24 protein-coding genes and 2 riboswitches are annotated in these 26,073 nt (G+C 59.7%); of the genes, 6 read left to right on the top strand and 18 right to left on the bottom strand.

Annotation, left to right across the window (positions count from 1 at the left end; all coding sequences use genetic code 11):
• Nucleotides 1–124: 124 nt before the first annotated feature.
• From pabC to ACODR9_RS16120, 10 genes are all read right to left on the bottom strand, one after another.
• Nucleotides 125–940: an aminodeoxychorismate lyase gene (gene pabC, locus ACODR9_RS16165; RefSeq protein ID WP_488810431.1), complete on the bottom strand. Its 816-nt coding sequence runs from the start codon at nucleotides 938–940 to the stop codon at nucleotides 125–127.
• The gene (locus tag ACODR9_RS16160) at nucleotides 940–2,232 is read right to left on the bottom strand and encodes an aminodeoxychorismate synthase component I (RefSeq protein WP_488810430.1); all 1,293 of its coding nucleotides are present in this window, start codon (nucleotides 2,230–2,232) and stop codon (nucleotides 940–942) included. Before ACODR9_RS16160 ends, pabC begins: the two co-directional genes overlap by 1 nt.
• A gap of 128 nt (nucleotides 2,233–2,360) precedes the next feature.
• A complete protein-coding gene (gene fabF, locus ACODR9_RS16155; protein ID WP_488810429.1) occupies nucleotides 2,361–3,602 on the bottom strand; it encodes a beta-ketoacyl-ACP synthase II in 1,242 nt (413 codons plus the stop codon).
• A gap of 165 nt (nucleotides 3,603–3,767) precedes the next feature.
• Nucleotides 3,768–4,007 carry an acyl carrier protein gene (acpP, locus tag ACODR9_RS16150; RefSeq protein ID WP_019103041.1) on the bottom strand — a complete coding sequence of 80 codons (240 nt, stop codon included), beginning with the start codon at nucleotides 4,005–4,007 and terminating at the stop codon, nucleotides 3,768–3,770.
• Between the two features lie 108 nt (nucleotides 4,008–4,115).
• Nucleotides 4,116–4,853 (bottom strand): 3-oxoacyl-ACP reductase FabG, encoded by a 738-nt coding sequence (gene fabG / locus ACODR9_RS16145; RefSeq protein WP_488810428.1) that lies wholly within the window; start codon nucleotides 4,851–4,853, stop codon nucleotides 4,116–4,118.
• 69 nt (nucleotides 4,854–4,922) lie between these two features.
• On the bottom strand, nucleotides 4,923–5,852 hold the full coding sequence (gene fabD / locus ACODR9_RS16140) for an ACP S-malonyltransferase (RefSeq protein ID WP_488810427.1): 930 nt from the start codon (nucleotides 5,850–5,852) through the stop codon (nucleotides 4,923–4,925).
• Between the two features lie 154 nt (nucleotides 5,853–6,006).
• The gene (locus tag ACODR9_RS16135) at nucleotides 6,007–6,966 is read right to left on the bottom strand and encodes a beta-ketoacyl-ACP synthase III (RefSeq protein ID WP_488810426.1); all 960 of its coding nucleotides are present in this window, start codon (nucleotides 6,964–6,966) and stop codon (nucleotides 6,007–6,009) included.
• 7 nt (nucleotides 6,967–6,973) lie between these two features.
• Nucleotides 6,974–8,011 (bottom strand): phosphate acyltransferase PlsX, encoded by a 1,038-nt coding sequence (gene plsX / locus ACODR9_RS16130; protein WP_159875342.1) that lies wholly within the window; start codon nucleotides 8,009–8,011, stop codon nucleotides 6,974–6,976.
• Between the two features lie 68 nt (nucleotides 8,012–8,079).
• Complete coding sequence (gene rpmF / locus ACODR9_RS16125; RefSeq protein WP_103525193.1) at nucleotides 8,080–8,259, bottom strand: 50S ribosomal protein L32; 180 nt, start codon at nucleotides 8,257–8,259, stop codon at nucleotides 8,080–8,082.
• A 35-nt stretch (nucleotides 8,260–8,294) separates the two neighbouring features.
• The gene (locus tag ACODR9_RS16120) at nucleotides 8,295–8,795 is read right to left on the bottom strand and encodes a YceD family protein (RefSeq protein WP_488810425.1); all 501 of its coding nucleotides are present in this window, start codon (nucleotides 8,793–8,795) and stop codon (nucleotides 8,295–8,297) included.
• A 59-nt stretch (nucleotides 8,796–8,854) separates the two neighbouring features.
• Between ACODR9_RS16120 and ACODR9_RS16115 the strand changes: the two genes are divergently transcribed.
• From ACODR9_RS16115 to pncB, 3 genes are read left to right on the top strand one after another with little or no spacing between them, the layout of a single operon-like run.
• Nucleotides 8,855–9,433, top strand: coding sequence for a Maf family protein (locus tag ACODR9_RS16115; RefSeq protein ID WP_488810424.1), 579 nt, complete (start codon nucleotides 8,855–8,857; stop codon nucleotides 9,431–9,433).
• Nucleotides 9,433–10,137: an SAM-dependent methyltransferase gene (locus tag ACODR9_RS16110; RefSeq protein WP_488810423.1), complete on the top strand. Its 705-nt coding sequence runs from the start codon at nucleotides 9,433–9,435 to the stop codon at nucleotides 10,135–10,137. Before ACODR9_RS16115 ends, ACODR9_RS16110 begins: the two co-directional genes overlap by 1 nt.
• A 20-nt stretch (nucleotides 10,138–10,157) precedes the next feature.
• Nucleotides 10,158–11,375 (top strand): nicotinate phosphoribosyltransferase, encoded by a 1,218-nt coding sequence (pncB, locus tag ACODR9_RS16105; RefSeq protein ID WP_488810506.1) that lies wholly within the window; start codon nucleotides 10,158–10,160, stop codon nucleotides 11,373–11,375.
• On the opposite strand, the gene ACODR9_RS16100 is transcribed toward pncB, so the two are convergent.
• Nucleotides 11,361–12,215: a Rossmann-like and DUF2520 domain-containing protein gene (locus ACODR9_RS16100; RefSeq protein WP_488810422.1), complete on the bottom strand. Its 855-nt coding sequence runs from the start codon at nucleotides 12,213–12,215 to the stop codon at nucleotides 11,361–11,363. The two genes, pncB and ACODR9_RS16100, sit on opposite strands and share 15 nt — an antisense overlap.
• Before the next feature lie 111 nt (nucleotides 12,216–12,326).
• Between ACODR9_RS16100 and ACODR9_RS16095 the strand changes: the two genes are divergently transcribed.
• The 3 genes from ACODR9_RS16095 to ACODR9_RS16085 all read left to right on the top strand — a co-directional run bounded on the left by ACODR9_RS16095 (nucleotide 12,327) and on the right by ACODR9_RS16085 (nucleotide 14,481).
• Complete coding sequence (locus ACODR9_RS16095; RefSeq protein WP_488810421.1) at nucleotides 12,327–12,899, top strand: LemA family protein; 573 nt, start codon at nucleotides 12,327–12,329, stop codon at nucleotides 12,897–12,899.
• A gap of 3 nt (nucleotides 12,900–12,902) precedes the next feature.
• A complete protein-coding gene (locus ACODR9_RS16090; RefSeq protein WP_488810420.1) occupies nucleotides 12,903–13,850 on the top strand; it encodes a hypothetical protein in 948 nt (315 codons plus the stop codon).
• A 172-nt stretch (nucleotides 13,851–14,022) separates the two neighbouring features.
• Complete coding sequence (locus ACODR9_RS16085) at nucleotides 14,023–14,481, top strand: BLUF domain-containing protein (protein ID WP_488810419.1); 459 nt, start codon at nucleotides 14,023–14,025, stop codon at nucleotides 14,479–14,481.
• 72 nt (nucleotides 14,482–14,553) lie between these two features.
• Here the strand turns inward: ACODR9_RS16085 and ACODR9_RS16080 are convergent, their stop codons facing one another.
• From ACODR9_RS16080 to gcvT, 7 genes are all read right to left on the bottom strand, one after another.
• A complete protein-coding gene (locus ACODR9_RS16080) occupies nucleotides 14,554–15,831 on the bottom strand; it encodes an O-acetylhomoserine aminocarboxypropyltransferase/cysteine synthase family protein (RefSeq protein ID WP_488810418.1) in 1,278 nt (425 codons plus the stop codon).
• Between the two features lie 173 nt (nucleotides 15,832–16,004).
• Complete coding sequence (locus tag ACODR9_RS16075) at nucleotides 16,005–16,679, bottom strand: TetR/AcrR family transcriptional regulator (RefSeq protein WP_488810417.1); 675 nt, start codon at nucleotides 16,677–16,679, stop codon at nucleotides 16,005–16,007.
• Between the two features lie 191 nt (nucleotides 16,680–16,870).
• Nucleotides 16,871–18,454 carry an ABC transporter substrate-binding protein gene (locus ACODR9_RS16070; RefSeq protein WP_488810416.1) on the bottom strand — a complete coding sequence of 528 codons (1,584 nt, stop codon included), beginning with the start codon at nucleotides 18,452–18,454 and terminating at the stop codon, nucleotides 16,871–16,873.
• 145 nt (nucleotides 18,455–18,599) lie between these two features.
• On the bottom strand, nucleotides 18,600–20,618 hold the full coding sequence (locus tag ACODR9_RS16065) for a putative bifunctional diguanylate cyclase/phosphodiesterase (RefSeq protein ID WP_488810415.1): 2,019 nt from the start codon (nucleotides 20,616–20,618) through the stop codon (nucleotides 18,600–18,602).
• Between the two features lie 337 nt (nucleotides 20,619–20,955).
• On the bottom strand, nucleotides 20,956–23,808 hold the full coding sequence (gcvP, locus tag ACODR9_RS16060; protein ID WP_488810414.1) for an aminomethyl-transferring glycine dehydrogenase: 2,853 nt from the start codon (nucleotides 23,806–23,808) through the stop codon (nucleotides 20,956–20,958).
• A gap of 228 nt (nucleotides 23,809–24,036) precedes the next feature.
• Nucleotides 24,037–24,423, bottom strand: coding sequence for a glycine cleavage system protein GcvH (gcvH, locus tag ACODR9_RS16055; protein ID WP_045846158.1), 387 nt, complete (start codon nucleotides 24,421–24,423; stop codon nucleotides 24,037–24,039).
• Nucleotides 24,424–24,515: 92 nt separating this feature from the next.
• A complete protein-coding gene (gene gcvT, locus ACODR9_RS16050) occupies nucleotides 24,516–25,604 on the bottom strand; it encodes a glycine cleavage system aminomethyltransferase GcvT (RefSeq protein WP_488810413.1) in 1,089 nt (362 codons plus the stop codon).
• 41 nt (nucleotides 25,605–25,645) lie between these two features.
• Nucleotides 25,646–25,752, bottom strand: a riboswitch (glycine riboswitch).
• A gap of 10 nt (nucleotides 25,753–25,762) precedes the next feature.
• A riboswitch (glycine riboswitch) is annotated at nucleotides 25,763–25,855 on the bottom strand.
• Nucleotides 25,856–26,073 lie beyond the last annotated feature (218 nt).

Here is a 26,073-nt window from a genome sequence, read left to right as displayed (position 1 = left end):
AATATATCTAAGCAAACGGATGAAAACAGGAAAGCGTGCAGCGCACAGCCTTGGTGAAGCCGGCTGCTCACGCTAGCCACACTGCAAGATCAGTCAGGATAGGTGATGAATCCGGCCAGGATCATTACCTCTGCCCGGCCAGCAGGGCCTGCAACTGTGCGCAGCAGGGATGCCCTTGCGGCAGGGCCTGGCCGTCGATACTGGCTACCGGCCACAGGCCGATCAGACTATTGGACAGGAATACCGCATCGGCAGCCTGCAGTTGCGCAGGCAGAATCTCGGCCTCGGTCAGCAGATAGCCCAACTGCGCAGCATGGGCAAACAGCCAGTCGCGCAGCATGCCCTGTACGCCGTTCTGATCCAGCCGAGGGGTGAGAATACGCTGCCCTTGCACCAGATAGACATTGCTCATGGTGGCCTCCACCAACAGGCCACGCGTGTCCAGCATCAAGCCTTCATGGATGGCCGGGTCCTGCCATTCAGAACGCGCCAGTACGTTCTCCAGCCGGTTCAGGTGCTTGATACCAGCCAGCAAGGGCTGGCAGGCCAGCCGGGTGTCACACCAACGCACAGCAACGCCGTCACGGGCACGTTCAGGTGGATATCCGGCCCAGGCGGTGACAGACACGATGCGGGTGGCTTGGTAATCAGCAGGGATGGCATAGCCGCGTGCGCCCACGCCTCGGGTGAGCACAATCTTGGCCACGCCCTGCGCTACTCCAGCCGCCAGCTGACCAATCTCATCCAGCAGCAAGGCTTCGTCCGGCACCGAAAGCTTCAAGCGGCTGGCATCGGCCACCAGTCGCCGGTATTGCCAGGCCCACAGCCGGGGCTGGCTATCACGGATTTCGATGGTGCGATAAATGCCGTCACCATAGGCCAGGCCACGATCCAGGGCGGAAACCTGTGCACCGGGCTGGCCGTTGATCAGCATCGTCATCAGGCTTGCTTCACGCCCAGCGCGCGCAGCAGGCCGCGTGCCTTGTGGCGGGTTTCCTGTAGCTCGCGTTCGGGGTCGGAATCGGCCACGATGCCACCACCGGCACGGAAGCGTAGTTGTGCACCTTCCTGCATGAAGGTGCGGATCAGGATGTTCAGGTCCATGCTGCCATCGCGGTTGAGATAACCCAGGCTGCCGGTATAGGCACGACGCGCGCTATTTTCCAGCTCGCGAATAATCTGCATGGTGCGCACTTTGGGGCAGCCGGTAATGGTGCCACCGGGAAACAGGGCGCGGATGGTGTCCAGCGGCGACACATCGTCGCGCAGTCGGCCACGGATATTGGATTCGATGTGGTGGACATAGGCATAGCTTTCCACCGCCATCAGCTCGTTCACTTCCACCGTTCCAGGCTGGCTGATGCGGCCCAGATCATTGCGTTCCAGATCGATCAGCATCACATGCTCGGCGCGTTCCTTGATGCTGGAAATCAGCCGCTGCTTGAGGGCGGCATCTTCGGTCGGGTCTGGCGAGCGCGGATGGGTGCCGGCAATCGGACGGGTATCGGCCCAGCCGTCACGCACCCGTACCAGGCGTTCTGGCGAGGAGCTGACGATCTGTGCGCTGCCAAAATCTGCCAATGCAGAAAACGGGGCCGGGTTGGCGTGGCGCAGGGCGGCAAACAGGTCGGGCGCGGCCACTTCCGCGCCCAGTTCGGCACGCCAGCCACGCGAGATGTTTACCTGAAACACATCGCCTTCGTAAATGTATTGCTTTAAGCGCAGCACCGCATCGGTATACCACTGTGGCGGGTCTTCCTGCAGTGATTGCAAGCTGACCGGCTGGGGGCTGAAGGCGGGAATGCGCTGCACCAGCGCATGCAGGCGCTGCAACTGCTCGGCAGTTTCGGCCACCAGCCAGGCGGTTTGATCGCGCCGGTTGATCAACACAGCCGCCGGTACCCGCGCCATGGCTGCCAGCGGAAAGCTGTCCGGCAGCGCCTCCTCCACCCTGGCTTCAAACTGCGACAGCAAGTCGTAAGCCAGATAGAGAAAATGCCCGCCAACAAAGGGCAGGCCATGCGGGTTGTCCACCGCCTGTGGCTGAAAACCACGCAGGGCCTCGACAAAGGCAGCCCCTTCGCCCGCGTGGTACAGGGTGGTGCTGGTGGCGGCAAACAGCATGTCCCAGCCCTGCTCGCCAGAGGACATCAGCAGGTAGGGAAATTCAGCACGATGCGCGGCATGCAGGGCCAGCAGCTCGGGCAGGAAGTCGAGTCGTTCGGTGAACATGCCAGATCCGGAGAGGCGGCATGAAGACGCCGCACAAATAAGAAAACCGCCGCGAGTGTATCGCAGCGGTTCGGGCTGTCAATCCATTTGCGCGCTGCACCGCAGTATGCGGTACAGCACGCCAGGCATTACATGCGTTTGAATACCAGCGTGCCGTTGGTACCACCAAAGCCAAACGAGTTGGAAATGGCGATATCAATCTTCATGTCACGCGCGGTATTGGCCACGTAGTCCAGATCGCAACCCGCTTCCACATCCTGCTCGTGCAGGTTGATGGTGGGCGGCGATACCTGGTTGTACAGCGCCAGGATGGAGTAGATGGCTTCCACGCCGCCAGCACCGCCCAGCAAGTGGCCGGTCATCGACTTGGTGGAATTCACCACCAGCTTCTTGGCGTGATCACCAAAGGCAATCTTCAGCGCGCTGGTTTCGTTGGTATCACCCAGCGGGGTGGAGGTGCCGTGCGCATTCACATACTGCACCTGATCCGGATTGATCCGGGCATCGCGCAGTGCGTTCTGCACGCCACGAGCCGGGCCATCCGCATTCGGAGCGGTAATGTGGTGGGCATCGGAACTCATGCCAAAACCGATCAGCTCGGCGTAAATACGCGCACCGCGCTTGACTGCGTGCTCGTACTCTTCCAGCACCAGCACGCCAGCGCCCTCACCCATCACAAAGCCGTCACGGCCCTTGTCCCACGGACGGGACGCGGTTGCCGGGTCGTCATTGCGGGTGGACAGCGCCTTCATGGCGGCAAAACCGCCCATGCCCAGCTTGGAAATGGCACCTTCGGCACCACCGGCCACCATCACGTCGGCATCACCGTACTGAATCATCCGGGCTGCATCGCCGATGCAGTGCGCACCGGTGGTGCAGGCAGACACGATGCCATACGACGGGCCTTGAAAGCCCTTCAGAATGGACACGTGGCCGGCGATCAGGTTGATCAGCGAACCGGGGATGAAGAAAGGACCAATCTTGCGCGAACCGCCTTGCTGTACGGCCACGCCGGTTTCCTCGATCAGCGGCAGACCGCCGATACCGGAACCGATGTTGACGCCAACGCGGGTCTTGTCCAGATCGGCAACATCATCCAGGCCAGCATCAGCCACGGCTTGCAGCGCTGCTGCGATGCCGTAGTGGATGAACAGGTCGGAACGACGTGCTTCCTTGGGGGAAATGTACGCGCTGATGTCGAAGTCCTTGACCTCACCGGCGATCTGGCAATTCAGATCGCTGGCATCAAAACGGGTCACTTTGCCAATGCCGCTCTTGCCAGCCAACAGATTGGCCCAGCCGGTAACGACATCATTGCCGACCGGGGAAATATGTCCCAGACCGGTTACTACAACTCTGCGTTTGGACACGAAGAATCTCCGTGAGTAGAGGGGAGGCAGTCTCCCGATGATCCCACAACCTCTGTTTGAGGATGATGACAGTCAAACGGACGTTTGGAACCCTCTATAACAAAAGAACCTCTGCAGGCGAGCCAAGGCCACACCGCGCAGAGGTCCTGTACAGGCCTGAAAGTATTACTTGTTCAGGTGGGCGGTAACGTAATCAACGGCTTGCTGAACAGTGGTGATCTTTTCAGCTTCTTCGTCCGGGATTTCGCACTCGAACTCTTCTTCCAGAGCCATTACCAGCTCAACGGTGTCGAGGGAGTCAGCGCCCAGATCATCAACGAAGGACGATTCGATCTTGACTTCAGCTTCGTTTACGCCCAGTTGTTCGGCAACGATCTTTTTAACGCGCGCTTCGATGTTTTCCATTTGTCTAAACCCTTGACCTTTCTGATTCGGGATCACAAAACCCGTGTATTCTACAAAAAAAAATTAGAGCAGCCCACCTAAATCTTGTCTTTTGTTCGACAGGACCAGTTAAGGCATGAACATGCCGCCATTGACATGCAGTGTTTGGCCGGTTATGTAGGCCGCACGATCCGATGCCAGGAAGGCGGTTGCATCAGCAATATCCTTGGCATCGCCCAGGCGGCCCAGGGAAATCTGGCCTACCAGTGCGGTGCGCTGTTCTTCCGGCAGGGCACGGGTCATATCGGTGTCGATAAAGCCCGGTGCCACACAGTTTACCGTAATGTTACGGCTGCCGACTTCCCGTGCCATGGACTTGGTGAAGCCCATGATACCGGCTTTGGCCGCTGCGTAGTTGGTTTGACCGGGGTTACCGGTTGCACCCACCACCGAAGCGATGTTGATAATACGCCCCCAACGGGCCTTCATCATGCCGCGCAGTACCGCCTTGGATGCCTTGAATACCGACTTCAGGTTGGTATCCATGATGGCATCCCAGTCGTCGTCCTTCATGCGCATCAACAGGCCGTCGCGGGTAATACCGGCATTATTGACCAGAATGGCCACCGCGCCGAATTCCTTGTCGATGGCATCCACCAGCGCTTCGATGGCACCGTCTTCGGTTACGTTCAACACGCGACCGGCACCACCATTGGCAGCCAGACGTTCATTGATGGCAGCAGCACCGGACTCGGAAGTCGCGGTACCAATGACAATGGCGCCCTCGGCTTGCAGCGCATCGGCAATGGCTGCGCCAATGCCGCGCGAAGCGCCAGTAACCAGGGCTACTTTGCCTTGCAGACTCATTGAGGATGTCTCCTTGTTGTGTACATCACCAGCCACCAGCCGCCCACAACGCAGGCTGGCGGCTGAGTATCATTGCAGCTCGGCCTTGGCCGCTTGCAGCGCGGCAGCATCGGTCAGTGCCAGGCACTTGACGTTGCCGTCGATGCGCTTGGCAAGACCCGCCAGCACCTTGCCAGGGCCACACTCGGCCATGCTGACGATGCCGTCGGCAGCCAGCTTCTGGATGGTTTCGGTCCAGCGCACCGGGCTGTACAGCTGGCGCACCAGTGCGTCGCGGATATCCGCCGCGTCGCTATAGCTGGCCACGTCGGCATTGTGCAGCACCGGAATGGCCGGGGTATTGATATGTACTTGCAGCAGGGCCTCGGCCAGTTGCATGCCGGCCGGCTTCATCAGCGCGCAGTGCGAAGGCACCGACACTGGCAGCGGCAGCGCACGCTTGGCACCACGGGCCTTGCAGGCCTCCATGGCGCGCTCGACAGCAGCTTTGCTACCGGCAATCACCACCTGGCCCGGCGAGTTGTAATTAACGGCTTCCACCACGTCGCCATTGGCCGCTTCGGCGCAGGCGGCACGGACTTCATCGTCCGACAGGTTCAGGATGGCGGCCATGGCACCCTGCCCGGCCGGTACGGCATTCTGCATGGCTTCGGCACGCAGGCGCACCAGTTTTACCGCTTCGGCAAACGGCAGCGCACCGGCAGCCACCAGGGCGGTGTATTCGCCCAGGCTGTGACCGGCAACCACAGCAGGTTGCTGGCCGCTGACATCCTGCCAGGCCAGATAAGTGGCCACACCGGCAGCCAGCATGATGGGCTGGGTATTGACCGTGGCATTGATGGCCTCGGCACTGTCAGCCTGCAGCATGGCCCACAGATCCACGCCCAGCGCGGTGGAGGCTTCTTCGAAGGTATGCTTGACCACCGGCAGGTCGGCAAAGCCGTCCATCATTTTCAGGCTTTGCGAGCCCTGACCGGGAAAGAGAAAGGCAAACGCCATAGATAGTCTCCGCAATTTCGACGGAATAATAATCGACGGAAGCATGAGGTAATCAGACCGTACTGCCAAGCAGTCAGATCAAACGCCCATGTAAATGGGCGTTATCTTAGTGCATGACCTTGCATGATACCGGCCAGACTTCCGTCGCTAAGAATCAGTACTTCAGCAGCACAGCACCCCAGGCAAAACCACCGCCGATGCCTTCCAGCAGAATGGTCTGGCCGCGCTGGATACGGCCATCGCGCACCGCGTGATCCAGCGCCAGCGGAATGGATGCCGCCGAGGTATTGCCCTGTTGTGGCAATGTCACGATCACCCGCTCCATCGACATGCCCAGATGCTTGGCCGTGGATTCGATAATGCGCAAATTGGCCTGATGCGGCACCAGCCAGTCGACTTGCGATTTATCCACACCCGCTTCGGCCAGGGTGCTGGCAGCAATGTCGGACAATGCCTTGACGGCAAACTTGAACACCGCCGGGCCGTCCATGTGCAAGAAGGGAATGCCCTGGATCTTGCCGCCGGAAATCTGCGCCGGGGTATTGAGAATATCCTTGTAGCGGCCATCGGCAGCCAGCTTGGCATGCAAGATGCCCGGCTCATCCGAGGCACCCAGTACCACGGCACCGGCGCCATCGCCAAACAGCACGCAGGTGCGACGGTCTTCCCAGTCCATCACCCGCGACATCACTTCGGCACCGACAACCAGCACTTTGCTGGCCATACCGCCCTTGATGTAGTTGTGCGCCGTGGTGAGGGCAAACATGAAGCCGGCACAAACCGCCTGCACGTCGAATGCAGCGCAACCGTGAATACCCAGCTTTTCCTGCAACAGGCAGGCGGTGCTGGGGAAAATCATGTCGGGCGTGGTGGTGGCAACGATGATCAGATCGATCTCGGCCTTGTCGATGCCAGCGCTCTGGATGGCAGCTTCTGCTGCCTTCAGCGCCAGATCGCTGGTGGTTTCTTCATCGGACACGATGTGGCGGGCATGAATACCAGTGCGCGAGACAATCCACTCGTCACTGGTTTCCACGCGCTCGGCCAGCATCGCATTCGTGAGCACATTGGATGGCAGATAGCTGCCAGTGCCTAGAATGCGGGAATGGGCCATGTATTAATCAGTTCGCTTCCGGCTCGGCTTGCTTGAGGTTGTTTAATTGGTGTGCAACCCGGTCGGTGATATGACCAATCACGTCGGAGCCGGCTTCCTCGCAAGCCTGTTCCAGCGCGAAACGGAATCCCACGGCATCGGTTCCACCATGACTTTTCACCACGATGCCACGCAGGCCCAGCAAGCTGGCACCGTTGTAACGACGCGGGTCGACACGTTTGCGGAACTGATTGAGCACCGGCATGGCTGCCAGCGCACACAGGCGGGTCCACCAATTGCGGGTGAATTCCTGCCGCAGGAAAGAGGCAATCATGTGCGCCAGCCCCTCAGCCGACTTGAGCGCCACATTGCCGGTAAAACCGTCGCAGACTACCACATCTACCGTGCCTTTGTAGACGTCATTACCTTCGACATTACCGATGAAGTTCAGCTCGGACTGCCGCAGGAATTCGCCAGCGCGCTTGACGCTGTCGTTACCCTTGATGTCTTCCGAGCCGATATTGAGCAGTCCGACACGCGGATTGGCATTGCCGGTGATGCTGGAAACCAGCTCCGAGCCCATGATGCCGAACTGCATGAGTTGTTCTGGTGTGCAATCGACGTTAGCGCCCAGGTCCAGCATGCAGGTGCTGCCCTTGACGGATGGCATCATCTTGGCGATGGCCGGTCGTTCGATGCCCGGGATGGTCTTGAGAACGAAGCGTGCGGTTGCCATCAGTGCGCCGGTATTGCCGGCAGACACGGCGGCTTGCGCCTCGCCTTCCTTCACGAGATTGATCGCCACCCGCATCGACGAATCTTTCTTGTTCTTCAGGGCGAGCTGCGGCGACTCGTCCATGCCTACCACCTGGGTGGCATGCTGGATACGGACGCGCGAACGCGCAACACCCGGATGGCGGGACAATTCAGCCTCAATGGCTGCCTGGTCTCCGACAAGAATCAGATTGGTGTTGGGATGGTCTTGCAGGAATTGGATCGATGCTGGGACGGTGACCTTGAGGCCAACGTCACCGCCCATTGCATCAACCGCGACGGTGATAGTCATCAACGTGTACGGTAGTGAAACCTACCTGTTTTTATACAAACGGTAAGTATTGGGTGAGAAAGGACGAATTATTCGCCTTTGGTCTTAACGACCTTGCGACCACGGTAGAAGCCGTTCGGGCTGATGTGGTGACGCAGGTGGGTTTCACCGGTCGTCGGCTCGCTAGCCAGCGACGGAGCGGTCAGAAAATCGTGTGCACGATGCATGCCGCGCTTGGACGGGGACTTTTTGTTCTGTTGAACAGCCATGTTCGACTCCTAGGAAAATCGCGTGTATTGATAACTCAAGACTTGGAGGTCTTCAACGTGGCCAGCACCGCAAACGGATTGGGCTTGTCAGCCTTGGCACGTGTCAGAGCTTCCGAACCGCATTCGTCGTGTTTCGTCGAGTGCGGCAAGCCCATGATGATTTCGTCTTCGATCATTGCCACCACATCAAGCTCTTCCGGCGCGAGAATGGCATCCAGCGTTTCGTCCAGCTCGCAGGCTTCATCCAGCTTTTCCTGCCGGGTGAACAAGGTAAGCACCGAATCGGTATTCACCTCGAACGGCATCACGTCCAGACAACGCTGGCAGCTTACCGAGACACTGGCTTTCACCTGCAGGCGCAGGGAAAGGCGGGACGAACCATCACGAAAACCTTCCAGGGTGTATTCCACCAAACCGGAGGTGTCGGACAGGTCGCTGTGCACACGCTCGTCCAGGGCGCTAACGGGCAGTTTGCCGGTCAGCACGCGGCCCTCACGGGCGAACTTGAGCGGGTCGATCAAAATCGGGTTAGACATAAACCCAGCATGATATAATCCGCCTCCCTGATTTGTCAAAATAATCAAGCAATACCACCATGCAGATCATCCTGGCTTCCACCTCCCGCTACCGGCAGGAAATCATCGCCCGCCTGGGCCTCCCCTTCACTGCCGTACCGCCCGTTTGCGACGAAACCCCGCTGCCGGACGAAAGCGCGCTGGACACCGCCGTGCGCCTGGCACGCAGCAAAGCCCAGTCGCTGGCGGCTGACTACCCGCATGCCTTGATCATCGGCTCCGACCAGGTGGCCCTGCTGGATGGCCAGCAAATCGGCAAACCCGGCTCGTTTGAAAACGGCGTGGCCATGCTGCAATGGATGAGTGGCCGCACCGTGGTGTTTCATTCGGCGTTGGCACTATACAACAGCGCCAGCGGGCGCTTGCAGGAAACCGTGGGCATTACCCACGTCACCCTGCGTCAACTCACCGAGCAGCAAATCCGCAATTATCTGACACGCGAACCAGACGCCCTGCACTGCGCCGGCAGCGCCAAGAGCGAGGGCCTGGGTGGCGCGCTGCTGGAAAAAGTGGAGTCGGACGACCCCAATGCCCTGATCGGCGTGCCGCTGTTCAAGCTGATCAGCATGCTGAACACTGAAGGTGTGGAGATACTGTAATGGCCGGAACCCTGTTTCTCATCCCTGCCCCGCTGGGCGACGAAAACATTGCCTGGCTGCCCGCAGCCGAGGCAGCCAAAGTGCTGCATATCCGCCACTTTGTGGTGGAGGCGGAAAAAACCGCGCGCAAGCATCTGAAAGCGCTGGGCGTGACCACGCCCATCCGCGAGCTGGCGATGAGCACGCTCAACGAACACACCAAGCCTGCCGATGTTGCCGCCCTGCTGACACCGTTGTTGGACGGTGAAGACGTGGGTCTGATTTCCGAAGCCGGCTGCCCGGCAGTAGCCGACCCCGGCGCGCAACTGGTGGCACTGGCGCACGAGCGCGGCATCCGCGTGGCACCGCTGATCGGCCCTTCTTCCATTTTGCTGGCGCTGATGGCCTCCGGGGCCAATGGCCAGTGCTTTGCCTTTCATGGCTATCTGCCGGTAGATGCCACCGAAAAGGCCAAACTGGTAAAGGAGCTGGAACAACGCTCGCGTCAGCGCAATGAAACCCAGGTGTTCATTGAAACACCGTACCGCAACAATGCGCTGCTGCAGCAATTGCGTGAGACACTGGCCCCCAGCACCCGGCTGGCCGTGGCTTGCGACCTGACCCTGCCGACAGAAACCATCGTCAGCCGCCAGGTAAAGGACTGGCCGCAAAACGCGCCGGACTTCCACAAGCGCCCGGCCATTTTCATCCTGCACGCTGCCTGAGAGACCACCCCATGCCCAAGCTGCCGCCGCTGATTCACTCCTTGCTGGATACCGACCTGTACAAGTTCACCATGCTGCAGGCCATCTTGCACCAGTTTCCGGCGGCTTACGGGCAATATGCCTTCCGCTGCCGCAACCAGCCTGACTTTCCGCTGTCGCAGCTGCACAAGGAGCTGGAAGCGCAGCTGGACTGGCTGTGCCAGCTGCAGTTTACCCAGCCGGAACTGGCCTATCTGCGCAGCCTGCGCTTCATCAAGAGCGATTTTGTCGATTATCTGGAACTGTTTCACCTGCAGCGCCGCTTCATTCGGGTGCAGTGTGACGGCGATGCCCTGACCATTCATATCGAAGGGCCGCTGGTGCAGGCCATGTTCTTCGAGATTTTCGTGCTGGCCATCGTCAACGAGCTGTACTTCCGCCGCCTGGACACCCCACAAGTGCGTGAGGAAGGCCAGCGCCGGCTGGATGCCAAGATTGCCACCCTGCTACGTTTCGAGGCGGAAGAAAGTGCCAGCCAGCGTTTTCCGCTACTGATTTCCGATTTTGGCACCCGCCGCCGTTTCAGCCGCGAATGGCAGCAGCAGGTGGTGGAACAACTCAATGCCGCCCTGCCCAAGATTTTCCGTGGCACCAGCAATGTCTGGCTGGCCTGGAAGCTGGGCATCACCCCCATCGGCACCATGGCGCACGAATTCTTCCAGGCCTTCCAGGCATTGGGCGTGCGGCTGCGTGACTTCCAGAATGCGGCGCTGGAAGCCTGGGTACAGGAATACCGTGGAGACCTGGGCATCGCGCTCACCGACGTGGTGTGCATGGACGCCTTCCTGGCGGATTTCGACTTGTACTTTGCCAAGCTGTTTGATGGCCTGCGCCACGACAGTGGCGACCCGATTGAATGGGCAGACAAGGCCATTGCCCATTATCGCAAGCTGCGTATCGATCCTGCCACCAAGATGCTCACCTTCAGCGATGGCCTGAGCGTGGACAAGGCGCTGGAACTGCACCGCCGCTACAGCCCGCACATTCAGGTGAGCTTTGGCATTGGCACTCACTTTACCAATGACATGGGGCTGGAGCCGCTGCAGATTGTGCTGAAGCTGGTGAGCTGCAACGGCCAGCCGGTGGCCAAATTATCCGACAGCCCGGGCAAGACCATGTGCAGCGATGCCACCTTCCTGGCCTATCTGCGCCAGGTGTTCAAGGTGGCAGCGCCAGAGAGTGATTCAGTCGCGCAATAAGGCCAGCAGCGTTGGCCGGGCGTCAGCAGGCAGACGCGCTCCCGCCAGCGCCACCGTGCGCTCGCCCAGCGTCCGGTAGACCGGCTGCAAGTCCGGCGGCAATACCGCCAGATGGCGCGCCACCGTCGCCGCATCGCCACGTACAATCGGCCCGGTCAGTGCCTGCTGCGGCCCCATGCTCAGCGCATTGGCCAGACTGCCCTGCATCAGCGGCCCCAGCAAGGCTGACAACAGCGCCTCATCCACCCCGCCTTGCAAAGCCAACTGACGGGCGATGTCGGTTAGCGTGACCAGATAATTGGATGCCACCGACAAGGCCGCGTGGTAAGCCGCCTTGCCACCAGGGGCCAGCGCAAACGGGCGCGCACCGATGGCTGCGGCAAAGTCCTGCAACAAGGGCAGCGCTGCCGCATCCCCCTCCAGCGCGCACAGGGTGCCAGCGAATTGCTCAACCGCCCGAGCCGGATCGGCAAAGGAAAACGCCGGATGCAGGCTGGCGATATGCGCTCCCACTGCACGCAAGGGTGCCAGTATTTCCGCCTCCGCCGCACCGCTGGCATGAAACACCACCGTGCCCGGCGGTACCACCCCACTGTCAGCCAGGGCATGGGCGGTGGACGCAATGGCATCATCCGGCACCGACAGCAAAACCAAATGCGCAGGCGGCAAGGCTGCCAGTTGACTACAGGCCTGCCCGTCTCCGATAAAACCCACCGCAGTCTGTGCCGAGGCCATGCTGCGCGCCAGGCAGGCCTGCACCCGGTACTTGCCGCTGACAGTCGCCAGCCGCCCCAGCGTACGTCCCAGCTTTCCGACTCCGATGATGTTCAGTTCCTGCATTACCCATCCTCTTTCTTGACACCGCTAGCAGCATGTCTGACGATGCCGTTAGAATAATCCTGCTTAACAGTATTTTACCTGCCACCACGGCAGTCTCGGGGAGTCCCCACCATGAAGCTGGTGATCTTCTTTGGCGTCATCGCCATTGTCCTGCTGTATTTTGTCACCCTGTATAACGCCCTGGTTAATCTCAAGCATGCCGTGGCGCGCAGCTGGGCCAATATCGACGTGCTGCTCAAGCAGCGCCACGACGAACTACCCAAGCTGGTGGAGGTGTGCAAGCAATATGCCCAGTTCGAACAGCAAACCCTCAGCCGGGTGATGGAAGCACGCTCAGCCGTGGCGCAGTATGCCCAAAGCCGCAATATGGAAGGGCTGGGCCACGAGGAGGGCAAACTGCGCGGGCTGATCGGCCAGGTGCTGGCCGTGGCCGAGGCCTACCCGGAACTGAAGGCCGACCAGCAATTTGCCCATCTGGCCGAGCGCATCAGCCAGCTGGAAGACACCATTGCCGACCGGCGCGAGCTATATAACGATGCCGTCAACCTCAACAATGTGCGCATCGAGCAGTTTCCCGATGTGCTGATTGCCCGCCTGTTCAACTTTGCGCCCGCCCGCGCCCTGCAGTTCAGCGCAGCCGAAAAGCGCGATGTCGATCTGGCGCAGCTGTTCCGCCAAGGTTAAGCCATGCAGCAGTGGCTAAGCTGGCAATGGACACGCAATGGCTGGATGGCATTTGGCCTCTACCTGTTGCTGGGCATCGCCGGGCTCAAACTGGGTTTACCGGCTTTCCATCACGCCATTCTTCCCGCCATGCTGGCCTGCGGACTGATTGGCTGGTGGCTGAACTACCGCCGCTACCGGCTGATTGCCGACACCCCCACCGCCCGTGCGGCATCTGCCGCGCTTGGCCATGTCGAACTCTATGGCATAGCCGCCAATCACGACAGTACCGTCAACTACAGTCCCTACTCGGGCCGGCGCTGTGTCTGGTACCGCTGCTGGCGCTACCGCAATGACCGCCAGGCCATCGGCGCCGGTCGTACCCTTGATCCGCTGTCCCTGGATAGTGCCAGCCTCTTGTCAGTCCCGGAATGTAGTGATCAGTCTTTTGTACTGCAGGATGGCAAACAGACGGTCGTCATTCATCCCGAAGGTGCCGAAGTACAGTCACCACACCGCGAAAGTTGGCAGGAGGGAAAGGAAACACTGGTAGAGGAATGGATAGACGAAGGTGACCCGCTCTACGTACTGGGCCAACTGCACAGTCATGGCGGCACGCGCCCCGATCAACAAGCCTTCCGCCAGGATGTTGGCGCCAAACTGAGCGAGTGGAAGCAGGACCAGCCGGCCTTGCTGCGCCGCTTTGATCTGGATGGTAGCGGCCAGATCAGCGAGCAGGAATGGCTGCTGGTACGTGCCGCCGCCGAGCGCGAGGTGCGCCAGCTACACCAGCAATTGGCCGACACCCCCGCTACTTTGCATGTGCGCCAGCCAGAAGACGGCAAACCCTTCCTGATCAACACGCTCCCCCCGCAGCGCGTGGCCAGCAGCTATCGCTGGCGGGCCTGGCTACACGCGCTGGCAGCGCTGCTCAGCTTCCTGGCCTGGCTGCATGGTGGCAGCGCCGACTGACGCTGCGCTCAATGCATGATGCATGACAAGGCAATTCCACTTATCATGAATCCAGCCAGGCTCACCAGATGCTGGTCATCACATACGCCAACCAGACTGCGCCGGATGAAGATGAACCAGAGCACCGACAATCACAGCAAGCACAAGAGCGCCATAGCGCCAGGAGACCGCCATGATCCGCCTGATTTATTCCAGCGCCCTCAATCCTGCCTATGCGGTGCAGGAACTACACGGCCTGCTGGATAGCTACCGTGCGCGCAACCAGCGCCTGGGCATCAACAGCCTGTTATTGCTGATGAACAAGGATTTCCTGCAAATGCTGGAGGGCGAGGAAGCTGCGGTGGACGAGCTGTTCGAATTCATCCAGCACGATCAGCACCACCTGCAGCTCACCCTGCTGTCGCGTGAAACGGTGAGCGAACCCAGCTTTCCCAATCAACCGCTGATTTTTGTCGATACCGAAGAGCTGGCGCACAAGCTGGGACATCCGGTGCACCTGAGCAATATTGCTCCGCACGGTGAGCTGGACCATGCCGAGCGCGCCAAGCGCTTTGTGCTGGAGTTCATCAACGGCAAGTGGCACCACCACCTGCCCAATGGTCAAAACCCGCAAGTGGTACACCGCCGCTAGCACCCTCCCGCATCGAAAAAGGCTGCCTCAGGGCAGCCTTTCTTGTTTTCCCTACCCGCAGCAATGCAATACCTAGCTGGCAGCAGCCTGCAGCGCCTGATCCACATCGGCCAGGATGTCGTCGATATGCTCGATGCCGATGGACAGGCGGATCAGCTCCGGACGCACACCAGCCTTGAGCTGCTCTTGCGGCGACAGCTGGCGGTGGGTGGTGGACGCCGGGTGGCAAGCCAGGCTCTTGGCATCGCCAATATTCACCAGCCGGGTCACCAGTTGCAGCGCATCGATAAAGCGGCCACCCGCCTCGATACCGCCCTTGATGCCGAAGGACAGAATGCCCGATGCGCGGCCACCCATATATTTGTCCACCAGCGGCTTGCTGGGGCTGCCCGGCAGTGCGCCATACTCCACCCACTCCACCGACGGATGCGCCTGCAAACGCTCGGCCACTTTCAGCGCGTTGTCGCAGATACGATCCAGGCGCAGCGCCAGGGTTTCGATGCCCTGCAGGATCAGGAAGGCATTAAACGGCGAGATGGCAGCACCCATATTGCGCAGCGGCACCACGCGGGCACGGGCGATATAAGCTGCCGGGCCCAGTGCCTCGACATAGTTGACGCCGTGGTAGCTGACATCCGGCGTATTCAGGCGCACAAAACGCTCTTTATGTTCACCCCAAGGGAATTTGCCGGAATCGACAATAATGCCACCGATGCTGGTGCCGTGACCGCCCAGGTATTTGGTGAGGCTGTGCACCACGATATCCGCGCCATGCTCGAAGGGGCGGCACAGATAGGGAGACGGCACGGTATTGTCCACAATCAGCGGCAGGCCGTGCTGGTGGGCTTCTGCGGCGAAGGCGGCAAAGTCCACCACATTGCCCAGCGGGTTACCTACGGATTCGCAGAACACCGCCTTGGTTTTGCCATCCACCAGCTTGCTGATGGAGGCCGGGTCCTTGTAGTCGATGAAACGTACTTCTATGCCCAGCTGCGGGAAGGTGTGGGCAAACAGATTATAAGTACCGCCATACAGCGTGCTGGTGGCAATGATGTTGTCACCCGCCTCGGCAATGGTCTGGATGGCGTAGCTGATGGCGGCCATGCCGGATGCCACCGCCAATGCACCAATGCCGCCTTCCAGCGCAGCCACGCGCTTTTCCAGCACATCGGTGGTGGGGTTCATGATGCGGGTGTAGATATTGCCCTGCACCTTGAGGTCAAACAGGTCTGCACCGTGCTGGGTGCTGTCAAAGGCATAGCTGGTGGTTTGATACAGCGGCACCGCCACCGCCTTGGTGGTGGGGTCCGGGCTGTAGCCGCCGTGCACGGCCAGGGTTTCCAGTTTCATCTTCTTCTCTCCTGTGGCTTTACGCCTGTTGCATATCGCACTAACCATACCGTCAGCAGGGAAAGAAGCCAAGCCGGATTTCCTGCAAAGCTTATGCAAAAACCGGCATGAAAATGCAAATGGCCGGTGCAGCAAGCACCGGCCAGACGGACAAGGCCGTGAAGAAGGAAGGACTAGATCGCAGGCAAGGATTGGCCGGGGGCCATGCCGGCCAGTACACGTTCAAACGGCTGGCGAAAACGGCTGGAAACATAAGGAGCCAGGAAGTACAGCAGGCTCAGGCAGCCTTCGCGTGCTACGGTTTGCGCTTCTTGCGGGCATTTGGCAATGTCGGGGCGGGCAATCCAGCCGGTTTGCAACAGCTGGAAATTGCGCGCCAGAAAGCCGATCTGTACGTCGTCGCCTTCCAGCATGCCCTGATCGCGCAGCTTGAAGAACAACTTTTCCACGCCACGGCTGATCAGCCCGGCTTCGATCTTGCTATAGCTTTCCCGCAGCGACTGATTGACAGAAAACAGGCTGGAAATGCTTTGCGGAATAAAACGGAATGTCCACAAATGCTGCAGCACCTTATCCAGCAGGCTCACCAGTCCTTCGATGGACGTGGCCACGCTTAGCTCACCGGCCGCGCTCAGGTAATCGGCCATCCCCTTGGCGTAGCGCCGGTACAGCTCGTTGATGATGTCTTCCTTGCAGGCAAAGTGATAATACAGATTGCCGGTACTGATATTCAGATAGCGCGCGATATGGTTGGTCGTGACGCTGCGCTCGCCCTGCTGGTTGAACAGCTGCAAGCTGGCTTCGACAATGCGGTCGAAGGTTGGACTTTTGCTTTCTTTGCGACTCATGGCAGGTTTCTTTCCCCGGTGCAAGCTGGCGGAATGCAACCTTCCGCTACCCGCTGCGTCTGTGATCGACAAACACCCGCCCATAATACCGCAAGCGGCCCTTGCCAGCATCCCGCGCACCAATCCAGCGGCCTGAACATACAAAAAGGCAGCACCAGGCTGCCTTTGTCATCCTTGCCGACAGCAAGGGTCTACTGCACGTTTACCGTGGCAAAGTTAACCCGGCCAAACGGGTTGGCCACAAAACCGGTTACTTCCTTGCGCTCCAGCACATAGGCGGTGGGGTGAGCCAGCGGCAGCCACAGGGCCTGATCGCTGATCAGCTTTTGCGCCTGCAGGTACAGCTTGCTGCGCTGGGCAAAGTCGCTGGTTTTCTTGCCGTCGCTAATCAGCTTGTCCAGTTTCGGGTTGCAGTAGCGGGCAAAGTTGGTACCGGACTGTACTGCCGCGCAGGAAAACTGCGGGGTGAGGAAGTTGTCCGGGTCGCCATTATCCCCGGCCCAGCCCATGAACAAGAGATCATGCTCGCCAGCCTTGCCGCGCTTGATCAGCTCGCCCCACTCGATCACCTTGATCTGCGCCCGAATGCCCACTTTGGCCAGATCGGCCTGGAGCAGTTCGGCCCCGGCCTTGGGATTGGGGTTAAGCGTGCTGCCGCTGGGGCGCACCCACAGCGTGGTATCAAAACCATTGGAGAAACCCGCCTGCGCCAGCAGTTTTTTCGCGCGGGTCAGGTCTTGCGGGTAGGGCTTTACGCTCTTGTTATAGCTCCAGGTATTGGGTGGATAAGGCAGCGTGGCGGCCGTGGCCGTGCCATCGAACACGGTTTTCAGATAGGAGGTCTTGTCGAAGGCTAGGTTCACCGCCTGGCGTACCAGCACATTATCAAAGGGCTTGTGCTGGCTGTTGATGGCGACAAAGGCTGTCATGAAAGCCGGCGTGGACAGCACGCGGATCTTGCTGTCGCCCTGCACCGCCAGTACGTCTTGCGGCTTGGCGGACAAGGCCAGCTGGCACTCACCGGCTTTCAGCTTTTGTACCCGCACCGTGGCATCGGGCGTAATGGCATACACCAGTGCCGCCACCTTGGGTTTGCCACCCCAGTAAGCCGGGTTGGGCTGGTAACGCACAACGCTGTCTTTCTGGAAGCTGCGGAACACAAAGGGCCCGGTGCCGATGGGCTTGCTGTTGAGTTCGGCCTGCTTGCCGGCAGCCTGCAACTGCGCGGCGTATTCGGCAGAGTAAATGGAAGCAAAGCCCATGCTGAGCGTGGACAGGAAGGTGGCTTCCGGATAGTTCAGCTCAAAGCGCACGGTGTTGTCGTCCACCTTGCTGACCGCCTTGATCAGCTTGGGCAGCTGCATGGACTGGGCATGCGGATAGCCATTGGCGGCGGTTTTGTACCAGGGGTGTTCCGGGTTGAGCATGCGCTGAAAACTGAACACCACGTCGTCGGCATTCAGTTTGCGCGTAGGCTTGAAGTAATCGGTGCTGTGAAAAGCCACGCCCGGACGCAGCTTGAAGGTGTAGCTGAGGCCATCGGCGCTCACCTGCCAGCTGCTGGCCAGGCCGGGCAGCAGTTTATGCGCGGAGGCATCGTATTCCACCAGCCGGTTCATCAGCACGTCGGCCGAGGCATTGGTGGTGACCAGCGAGTTGTACTGCACCACGTCAAAGCCTTCAGGATTGGCATCGGTACAAACGGTAAGCGGCTTGGCAGCCAGCACCAGCGGGCTGGCCAGCAGCAATGCTGGCAACAGGGGGCGTAGATTCATCTTGGTCTCCGTGCGGGGGAAGGCCGTCATCATGCGGGGCCCCGGCTGGGCATCAGCTTAAGGGAAGATGCGGAAAAATAGAATGACACATTCCCGCTAAGCTTATTCGCCTTGCTGTTTCAACCGGTATTGCAGACTGCCAGGCTCAGACCGTTGCGATGCTGTGTTCCAGCAATTCGTTGAAATGCCGCAGCGACAACGGTCGGCTGCACAGATAACCCTGATACTGCTGGCAACCTTGCTGGCGCAGCCAGTCCAGTTGGGCGTGGGTTTCCACCCCTTCGGCCACCATGGCCAGCTTCAGAATGCGGCACAAGCTGGTGATCAGCTCTGGGATAGCCGAACGTTGCGGCAGGCCGGAAATAAAGGAACGGTCGATCTTGAGGGTATTGAGCGGGTAGTTTTGCAGATAGGCCAGGTTGGAATAACCGGTGCCAAAATCGTCGATGGCAATGGCAAAACCCATGGCCTGCAGTGAGGCCAGGGTGTCCATTGTATGCTGGTCGTGCCCCAGCAGCAGGGACTCGGTGATTTCCAGCTCGATGCTGGCAGCGGAGCATGTGCTGTCCTGCAGAATCTGTTGCAAGCTAGCGGGCAACTCCGGGTCGGCAAACTGACTGGCTGACAGATTTACCGATACTTGCAAGGACCTGCCCTGCCGTTGCCAGCGCACCAGCTGGCTGGCAACCTGGGCCAGAATTTGCCGGTCCAGCTCGCGAATCAGGCCGCTTTCTTCGCAAGCCGGAATGAAACTGTCCGGAAACAACAGCCCTCGTTCTGGATGCCGCCAGCGTGCCAGCGCCTCGGCACCAACGATGTCGCCACTAAAGCAGTCGACACGCGGCTGATAGAAGGCTTCAAACTCGCCATTTTCCAGGCCACGGCGAATCTCGTACTCCAGCGCCAGGCGCGAACGGGCGCGGGCATCCATTGCCTCATCATAAAAATGGATGCCATTGCGCCCGGCCTCCTTGGCGCTGTACATGGCCAGATCCGCGTGGCGCATGTGGCTTTGTACATCGTCGGCACCATCGGCACACAGGCTGATGCCCACCGAGGCTGTCAGTTGCACGTCCTGGCCGTGCAGCCACAGTGGCCGTGCCAGCGTCTCAACAATATCCGCCGCCAATCGGGCTGCCTCGTCCTTGACCTGTGGTGCGCACAGCAACAGCAAAAATTCGTCCCCGCCCTGCCGGGCCAGTTGCTGACCGGGCTGCAGCAGGGTTTTCAAACGCTCGCTCATCTGCACCAGCAGCAAGTCGCCAAAACCATGACCCAGACTGTCATTGACATTCTTGAATCGATCCAGATCAATACACAGCAAGGCAACTTCCAGCCCTTGTTCGCGGGCCTGCTGTAGCAAGGCCGGGTAATTCTGCTGTACGAAGTTGCGGTTGGGCAGGCCGGTCAGGATGTCATGCATGGCCAGATGGCTGGCGCGTGCCTCAGCCTCCTTCAGTTCGCTGACATCCATCTCACTGACCAACAGGGCGTTCTGACCGGTAGCCGCATCCTGGCAATGGCGGGCTGATACTTCATGCCAGCGCTCGCCCTGCCGGGTGAGCACCCGTGCCACCAGCCGTCCTCGGCCATGCTCGCCCAGCTGTTGCTGCAGCGCGGCCAGATCCGCCGGATCGACAAAGCGTGATTGCCAGCATTCGGCTGGGTCCAGCACATGCTTGCGCGCGCTGGGGTTGCGATACAGGGGTTGGCCATCGGCCTGGTACAGCGTGATGAAGACGGGAGAGTGCAGCAGCGCTTCGGCACTGCGCAGGGTGTCCGGATCAGCCTGCAATTCACCCAGCGCTTCACATAGCATCAGCATGCGCCCCTGATGGCGCAGGCCGCTGAATACCACTTGCAAGCTACGCGGGTGGCCGTTCGGGTAGAGTGTCCAGGTCTCGGAAAATGCCATGTCATGGCTGATGAAGTCGCTTTGGTACTGCAGCAAGCGGCGCGAAACCGAATCGGACATATCCAGCCCCATATCGCGGGCACACAAGGCTTCCAGGCTTTCCGCCTCCCACACTGCCAGGGCATGCTGGTTGGCCCAGAACACGCGCCGCTCATCGATATCAAACACCCATACCGGATGGCGCAGCTTTTCCAGCAAGGCAAAGCGCGCCATGGTTTCCGTGGGGAAAGGTACTGCATCGTGCTTCATATCGACTTTCGACCTATCCCAATATGAATTGAGCTGCCATGACAATGCTTCCATCAGCTGAGTGCCATCAATGAGCCGGTCATTCTAGCAATCCTCCATCGTTTTTTAAGCTTTTAGCTTAAAATAAATCTTATTTCTTTAATGACTGCTCATAATTTGGGCAATATTCACCGTGGGCAGCGTAACGGCCACTATAGGGCGCACTCCCAATTAGAGTCTTTGCTCCATCGCAAACATCGGTATAAAAAAGAAAACCCCCGTCCAAGACGGGGGTTATGGTCACGGTGTGCAGTATCAGTCCCGCCAGCTGGCAGACTGATGCCGACATGGTGCTGGCTTACAGATAGCTATCCGTGCTGGGGCAGCTGCACACCAGATTTCGGTCGCCGTATACGTCGTCGATACGGTTCACGCTCGGCCAGAACTTGTTCTCCAGCACATACGGCAGCGGGAACAGGCCGGTTTCACGGCTGTACGGACGCTCCCAGTCGCCAGCGATGTCAGCCTTGCTGTGCGGTGCATTGCGCAGCGGGTTGTTATCTGCCGGCCATGTGCCGTTCTGCACCTGGTCGATTTCCTGACGGATGGCGGTCATGGCAGCGATGAAGCGGTCCAGTTCGGCCTTGGGTTCGGATTCGGTCGGCTCGATCATCAGCGTGCCCGGCACCGGGAAGCTCATGGTCGGGGCGTGGAAGCCGTAGTCCATCAGGCGCTTGGCCACGTCCACTTCGGTCACGCCACTGGCGGCCTTGAGCGGACGCAGGTCGATGATGCACTCATGTGCCACACGGCCATTGGCACCGGTATACAGCACCGGGAAGTGCTCACCCAGCTTCTTGGCCATGTAGTTGGCGGACAGCAATGCGTTTTCGGTGGCGGCCTTCATGCCCTCGGCACCCATCATGCGGATATACATGAAGGAGATGGGCAGGATGGAAGCCGAGCCGAACGGCGCAGCGGACACCGCAGTCTGACCGGCCACCGCGCCCGGCACTTCAGCCACCACGTGGTTGGCCATGAACGGGGCCAGATGCGCTTTCAGGCCGATGGGACCCATGCCCGGGCCGCCACCGCCGTGCGGGATGCAGAAGGTCTTGTGCAGGTTCATGTGCGACACGTCGGCACCGATATCGGCCGGACGGCACAGGCCTACCTGGGCATTCAGGTTGGCACCGTCCATATACACCTGGCCACCATGGCTGTGAATGATGTCGCAGATTTCGCGGATCGGTTGTTCAAACACACCGTGGGTGGACGGATAGGTAATCATCAGTGCCGCCAGGTTGGCAGAATGCTGCTCGGCCTTGGCCTTGAGGTCGGCCACGTCGACGTTGCCGGATTCATCACACTTCACCACCACTACCTGCATATTCATCATCTGCGCGGTAGCCGGGTTGGTACCGTGGGCGGATTGCGGAATCAGGCAGATATTGCGCTGAGCTTCACCACGCGCTTCGTGATAGCGGCTGATGGCCAGCAGGCCAGCGTACTCGCCCTGCGCGCCGGAGTTGGGCTGCATGGAGATGGCGTCAAAACCGGTGATGGCTTTCAGCTGGGTTTGCAGGTCGTCAATCAGTTGCAGGTAACCGGCAGCCTGATCGCGCGGGGCAAACGGGTGCATATTGGCGAATTCCGGCCAGGTGATGGGAATCATCTCGCTGGTGGCATTCAGCTTCATGGTGCAGCTGCCCAGCGAAATCATCGAGTGATTCATCGCCAGGTCGCGGTTTTCCAGCTTCTTCAGGTAGCGCAGCATCTCGTGCTCGCTGTGGTGGGTGTTGAACACCGGGTGGGTGAAGAAGGCGGATTCACGCTTGAGGCCGGCCGGGATGGCATCGGCAGCGGCAGCATCCAGCGCAGCGATGTCGGCATCCTTGCCGGTGAACAGCTTGATCAGCGCGGCCAGATCAGCCTCGGTGGCGGCTTCATGGAAGGCCACGCCCAGCACGGTGGCGGACACGCGACGCAGGTTGTAACCGGCAGCCAGGGCGGCGGCGTAGATGGCGTCGGCATTGGCCGCTTCCACCTGTACCGTGTCGTAGAAACGGTCGAATACCAGCTTGCCACCGGCGCTCTTCACCGCATGGGCAAAGATGGCAGCCAGACGGTGGATGCGGCTGGCAATGCGCTTGACGCCTTCGGCACCGTGGTACACCGCGTACATGCCGGCGATATTAGCCAGCAGTACCTGGCTGGTACAGATATTGGAGTTGGCCTTTTCGCGGCGGATGTGCTGCTCGCGGGTTTGCAGCGCCATGCGCAGCGCGGTCTTGCCCTTGGCATCCACCGACACACCGATGATGCGGCCCGGCGCCGAGCGCTTCATTTCATCCTTGAAGGCAAAGTAGGCAGCGTGCGGGCCACCATAGCCCATCGGCACGCCAAAGCGCTGGGTGTTGCCAATGGCCACGTCAGCGCCCATTTCGGCCGGGGACTTCAGTGCCACCAGCGCCATGATGTCGGCAGCCACCACGGCCACACCACCCTTGGCCTTGACGGCGGCAATGTAGGGGGTCAGGTCGAACAGGTCGCCCGCTTCGCCCGGATACTGGAACAGCGCGCCGAAGTAGTCGCCATTGCCAGCCTGTTCCGGATGGCCGGAAACCAGCTCGAAACCGAAGTACTTGGCACGGGTCTTCATCACGTCCAGGGTTTGCGGCAGTACGCGGCTGTCGACAAAGAACTGCTCGGACTTGCTCTTGGACACGCGGCGCGCCATGGCCATGGCTTCAGCGGCGGCAGTGGCTTCGTCCAGCAGCGAGGCATTGGCCATTTCCAGACCGGTCAGGTCCATCACCATTTGCTGGTAGTTCAGCAGTGCTTCCAGACGACCCTGGGCGATTTCAGCCTGGTACGGGGTGTAAGCGGTATACCAGCCCGGATTTTCCAGCACATTGCGCAGGATGACGGTGGGGGTCAGCACCGGGTAGTAACCCAGGCCGATGAAAGACTTGTTGACGATGTTGCGGCTGGCCACATCTTTGAGCGCAGCCAGGGCTTCGGCTTCCGGCACCGGGGACGGCAGATCCAGCGCACGGTTCAGGCGAATGTCGGCCGGCAGGGTCTGGGCCACCAGATCGTCCAGCGAGGCAGCACCGATTTCGGCCAGCATCTCGCTGCGCTCGGCATCGGAAGGCCCGATATGGCGGGCAATGAATTCGTTTCGATTAAACAGGGAAGCAAGAGTCATGGTGGGTGTCCGGTAATGAAGAGCAGAACCAGAGAATCCATTCAAGATCTAGCGAGCTAGAGCGAGACAAGGCGAAAACGGCTGAGGAAGCGGAATTTACACAGAGTAAATGAGCATTCCGAAGATGTTTTTAACGCAGTATCGCCGAAGCGCAGCAGATATTGAGCGGGTTCTGAAAGTGAAAAAGCCCCGCGATGGTCAGCATCACGAGGCTTTTACAACGTGCAATCAGGCGCCGATTTCCTTGGCGTAGCCAGCGGCATCCAGCAGGCTGTCCAGATCAGCGGCATTGGCCGGCTTGATCTTGAAGAACCAGCCAGCGCCATAGGGCTCGCTGTTGGCCAGTTCGGGCGCGGCTTCCAGTTCGGCGTTCACTTCCAGCACTTCACCGGCGATCGGAGCGTATACGTCGGAAGCGGCTTTTACCGATTCCACCACACCGGCTTGTTCTTCAGCAGCCAGCTTGGCACCCACTTTCGGCAGCTCGACAAACACGATGTCGCCCAGCAGCTCTTGTGCATGTTCGGTAATGCCTACGGTAACGGAACCGTCGGCTTCCAGACGCAGCCATTCGTGGCTGGCAACGTATTTCAGTTCGGCAGGGATATTGCTCATGGATTGAATCTCCTCGGATTGGTTGAACCGTTACTGGAGCGGGAAACGGCAAGCCAGCGACAAGGGCTGGCTAGCTGTATTCCGGCTCGCTGTTATTCGAAAACTTTCTTGCCGTTGCGCACGAACGGCATCTTCACCACGCGGACAGCGGTGAGCGTACCACGCAAATCCACCTGTGCGTCGGCACCGGTTGCAGCCGGTACACGGGCAATGGCGATGGAGTGCTTGAGGGTGGGCGAGAAGGTGCCGCTGGTGATAATGCCCTCACCCACGCCTTCCACCACCACTTTCTGGCCTTCACGCAGCACGCCACGGCCTTCCAGCACCAGGCCCACCTGCTTCATCGGCACACCGGCGGCCTTTTGGGCTTCCAGTGCCTTGCGGCCGATAAAGTCACGGCTGGCCGGTTCCCAGGCAATGGTCCAGCCCATGCCGGCTTGCAGCGGGGACACGGTTTCGTCCATATCGTGGCCGTACAGATTCATACCAGCTTCCAGGCGCAGGGTGTCACGCGCGCCCAGGCCGATGGGGGCCACGCCAGCGGCTACCAGCTGATTGAAGAAGTTGATGGCTTCAGCGGCCGGAATCATGATTTCCAGGCCGTCCTCACCGGTATAGCCGGTTCGGGCAAAGAACCAGTCGCCTGCAGGCAAGCCCTGGAATACCTTGAGTGATTGAATGGCGTCGGCCAGTTGCGGCTTGACCGCACAGACCTTGGCAATGGCATTGGGGCCTTGCACGGCCAGCATGGCCAGGTCGCGACGCACATTGAGGGAGACATCAAAACCGGCCTTGTGGCTGTCCATCCAGGCCAGGTCTTTATCGGTGGTACCGGCATTCACCACCATGCGGTAGCCGTAGGACGTCAGGTAGACAATCAGGTCGTCCACCACGGTGCCGTCTTCGGTCAGCATGCCGGAATACAGCGCCTTGCCTTCGAAGGGCAGCTTGGCCACATCGTTGGCAATCAGCTGTTGCAGCCAGGCTTTGGCATCGGCACCGCTGATGTCGATGACCGTCATATGGGACACATCGAACATGCCGGCGTCGCTGCGCACGATCTCATGTTCCTTCAGCTGGGAGCCGTAATGGATGGGCATTTCCCAACCGGCGAAATCAACCATCTTGGCGCCGGCGGCGACATGAGCGTCAAACAGGGGGGTACGTTTCGGGGCCGTCATCTGTGCGTCCTTGCAAAGGGGGTGTTTTGCCTGTCTTGGTACAACACCCCTCTGTCCTGACACCTGAGATTTTCCGGCGGGCGTTTTCAGCCGCCGTTAGCCCCTTCGGTGGCTGCCTACGCGGGCAGCGCTCTCCAGAGTAAAGCAGATACGTGATATCCGATGATGCAGTCCTTTTGCCTGAGCGATTGCGGGTGCGCTTGCGCCTTCGGCGGTGGCCGCGATTGGCCACTCTCTCCTGCATGATGGGGGCGATTATCGTTGCAGATAAAGACAAAGGCAAGCCAAGAATATCTTCACGCGAAGTGATCTATCCTGTTGTTTTTTCATTATTTTCACAACCGAAAAAATACGAATAAAAATAATGTCACAATTCATTCGCTATTGATCAGGCATAACAAAAGGGCTGCCGCAGCAGCCCTTGTTGTTCAACACCTCACCTACCCTTCAGCCAACGTCACAACGCCGC

The organism is Aquitalea sp. FG25 (assembly GCF_057809375.1).
Note: the sequence above shows the minus strand (reverse complement) of the source record. Positions and strands in the feature narration are given on the sequence as shown.

Coding starts and splice junctions, on each gene's coding strand:
- pabC (WP_488810431.1), bottom strand. CDS start 940: ATGACGATGCTGATCAACGGCCAGCCCGGTGCACAGGTTTCCGCCCTG.
- ACODR9_RS16160 (WP_488810430.1), bottom strand. CDS start 2,232: ATGTTCACCGAACGACTCGACTTCCTGCCCGAGCTGCTGGCCCTGCAT.
- acpP (WP_019103041.1), bottom strand. CDS start 4,007: ATGGAAAACATCGAAGCGCGCGTTAAAAAGATCGTTGCCGAACAACTG.
- fabG (WP_488810428.1), bottom strand. CDS start 4,853: ATGAGTCTGCAAGGCAAAGTAGCCCTGGTTACTGGCGCTTCGCGCGGC.
- fabD (WP_488810427.1), bottom strand. CDS start 5,852: ATGGCGTTTGCCTTTCTCTTTCCCGGTCAGGGCTCGCAAAGCCTGAAA.
- ACODR9_RS16135 (WP_488810426.1), bottom strand. CDS start 6,966: ATGGCCCATTCCCGCATTCTAGGCACTGGCAGCTATCTGCCATCCAAT.
- plsX (WP_159875342.1), bottom strand. CDS start 8,011: ATGACTATCACCGTCGCGGTTGATGCAATGGGCGGTGACGTTGGCCTC.
- rpmF (WP_103525193.1), bottom strand. CDS start 8,259: ATGGCTGTTCAACAGAACAAAAAGTCCCCGTCCAAGCGCGGCATGCAT.
- ACODR9_RS16120 (WP_488810425.1), bottom strand. CDS start 8,795: ATGTCTAACCCGATTTTGATCGACCCGCTCAAGTTCGCCCGTGAGGGC.
- ACODR9_RS16115 (WP_488810424.1), top strand. CDS start 8,855: ATGCAGATCATCCTGGCTTCCACCTCCCGCTACCGGCAGGAAATCATC.
- ACODR9_RS16110 (WP_488810423.1), top strand. CDS start 9,433: ATGGCCGGAACCCTGTTTCTCATCCCTGCCCCGCTGGGCGACGAAAAC.
- ACODR9_RS16100 (WP_488810422.1), bottom strand. CDS start 12,215: ATGCAGGAACTGAACATCATCGGAGTCGGAAAGCTGGGACGTACGCTG.
- ACODR9_RS16095 (WP_488810421.1), top strand. CDS start 12,327: ATGAAGCTGGTGATCTTCTTTGGCGTCATCGCCATTGTCCTGCTGTAT.
- ACODR9_RS16090 (WP_488810420.1), top strand. CDS start 12,903: ATGCAGCAGTGGCTAAGCTGGCAATGGACACGCAATGGCTGGATGGCA.
- ACODR9_RS16085 (WP_488810419.1), top strand. CDS start 14,023: ATGATCCGCCTGATTTATTCCAGCGCCCTCAATCCTGCCTATGCGGTG.
- ACODR9_RS16080 (WP_488810418.1), bottom strand. CDS start 15,831: ATGAAACTGGAAACCCTGGCCGTGCACGGCGGCTACAGCCCGGACCCC.
- ACODR9_RS16075 (WP_488810417.1), bottom strand. CDS start 16,679: ATGAGTCGCAAAGAAAGCAAAAGTCCAACCTTCGACCGCATTGTCGAA.
- ACODR9_RS16070 (WP_488810416.1), bottom strand. CDS start 18,454: ATGAATCTACGCCCCCTGTTGCCAGCATTGCTGCTGGCCAGCCCGCTG.
- ACODR9_RS16065 (WP_488810415.1), bottom strand. CDS start 20,618: ATGAAGCACGATGCAGTACCTTTCCCCACGGAAACCATGGCGCGCTTT.
- gcvP (WP_488810414.1), bottom strand. CDS start 23,808: ATGACTCTTGCTTCCCTGTTTAATCGAAACGAATTCATTGCCCGCCAT.
- gcvH (WP_045846158.1), bottom strand. CDS start 24,423: ATGAGCAATATCCCTGCCGAACTGAAATACGTTGCCAGCCACGAATGG.
- gcvT (WP_488810413.1), bottom strand. CDS start 25,604: ATGACGGCCCCGAAACGTACCCCCCTGTTTGACGCTCATGTCGCCGCC.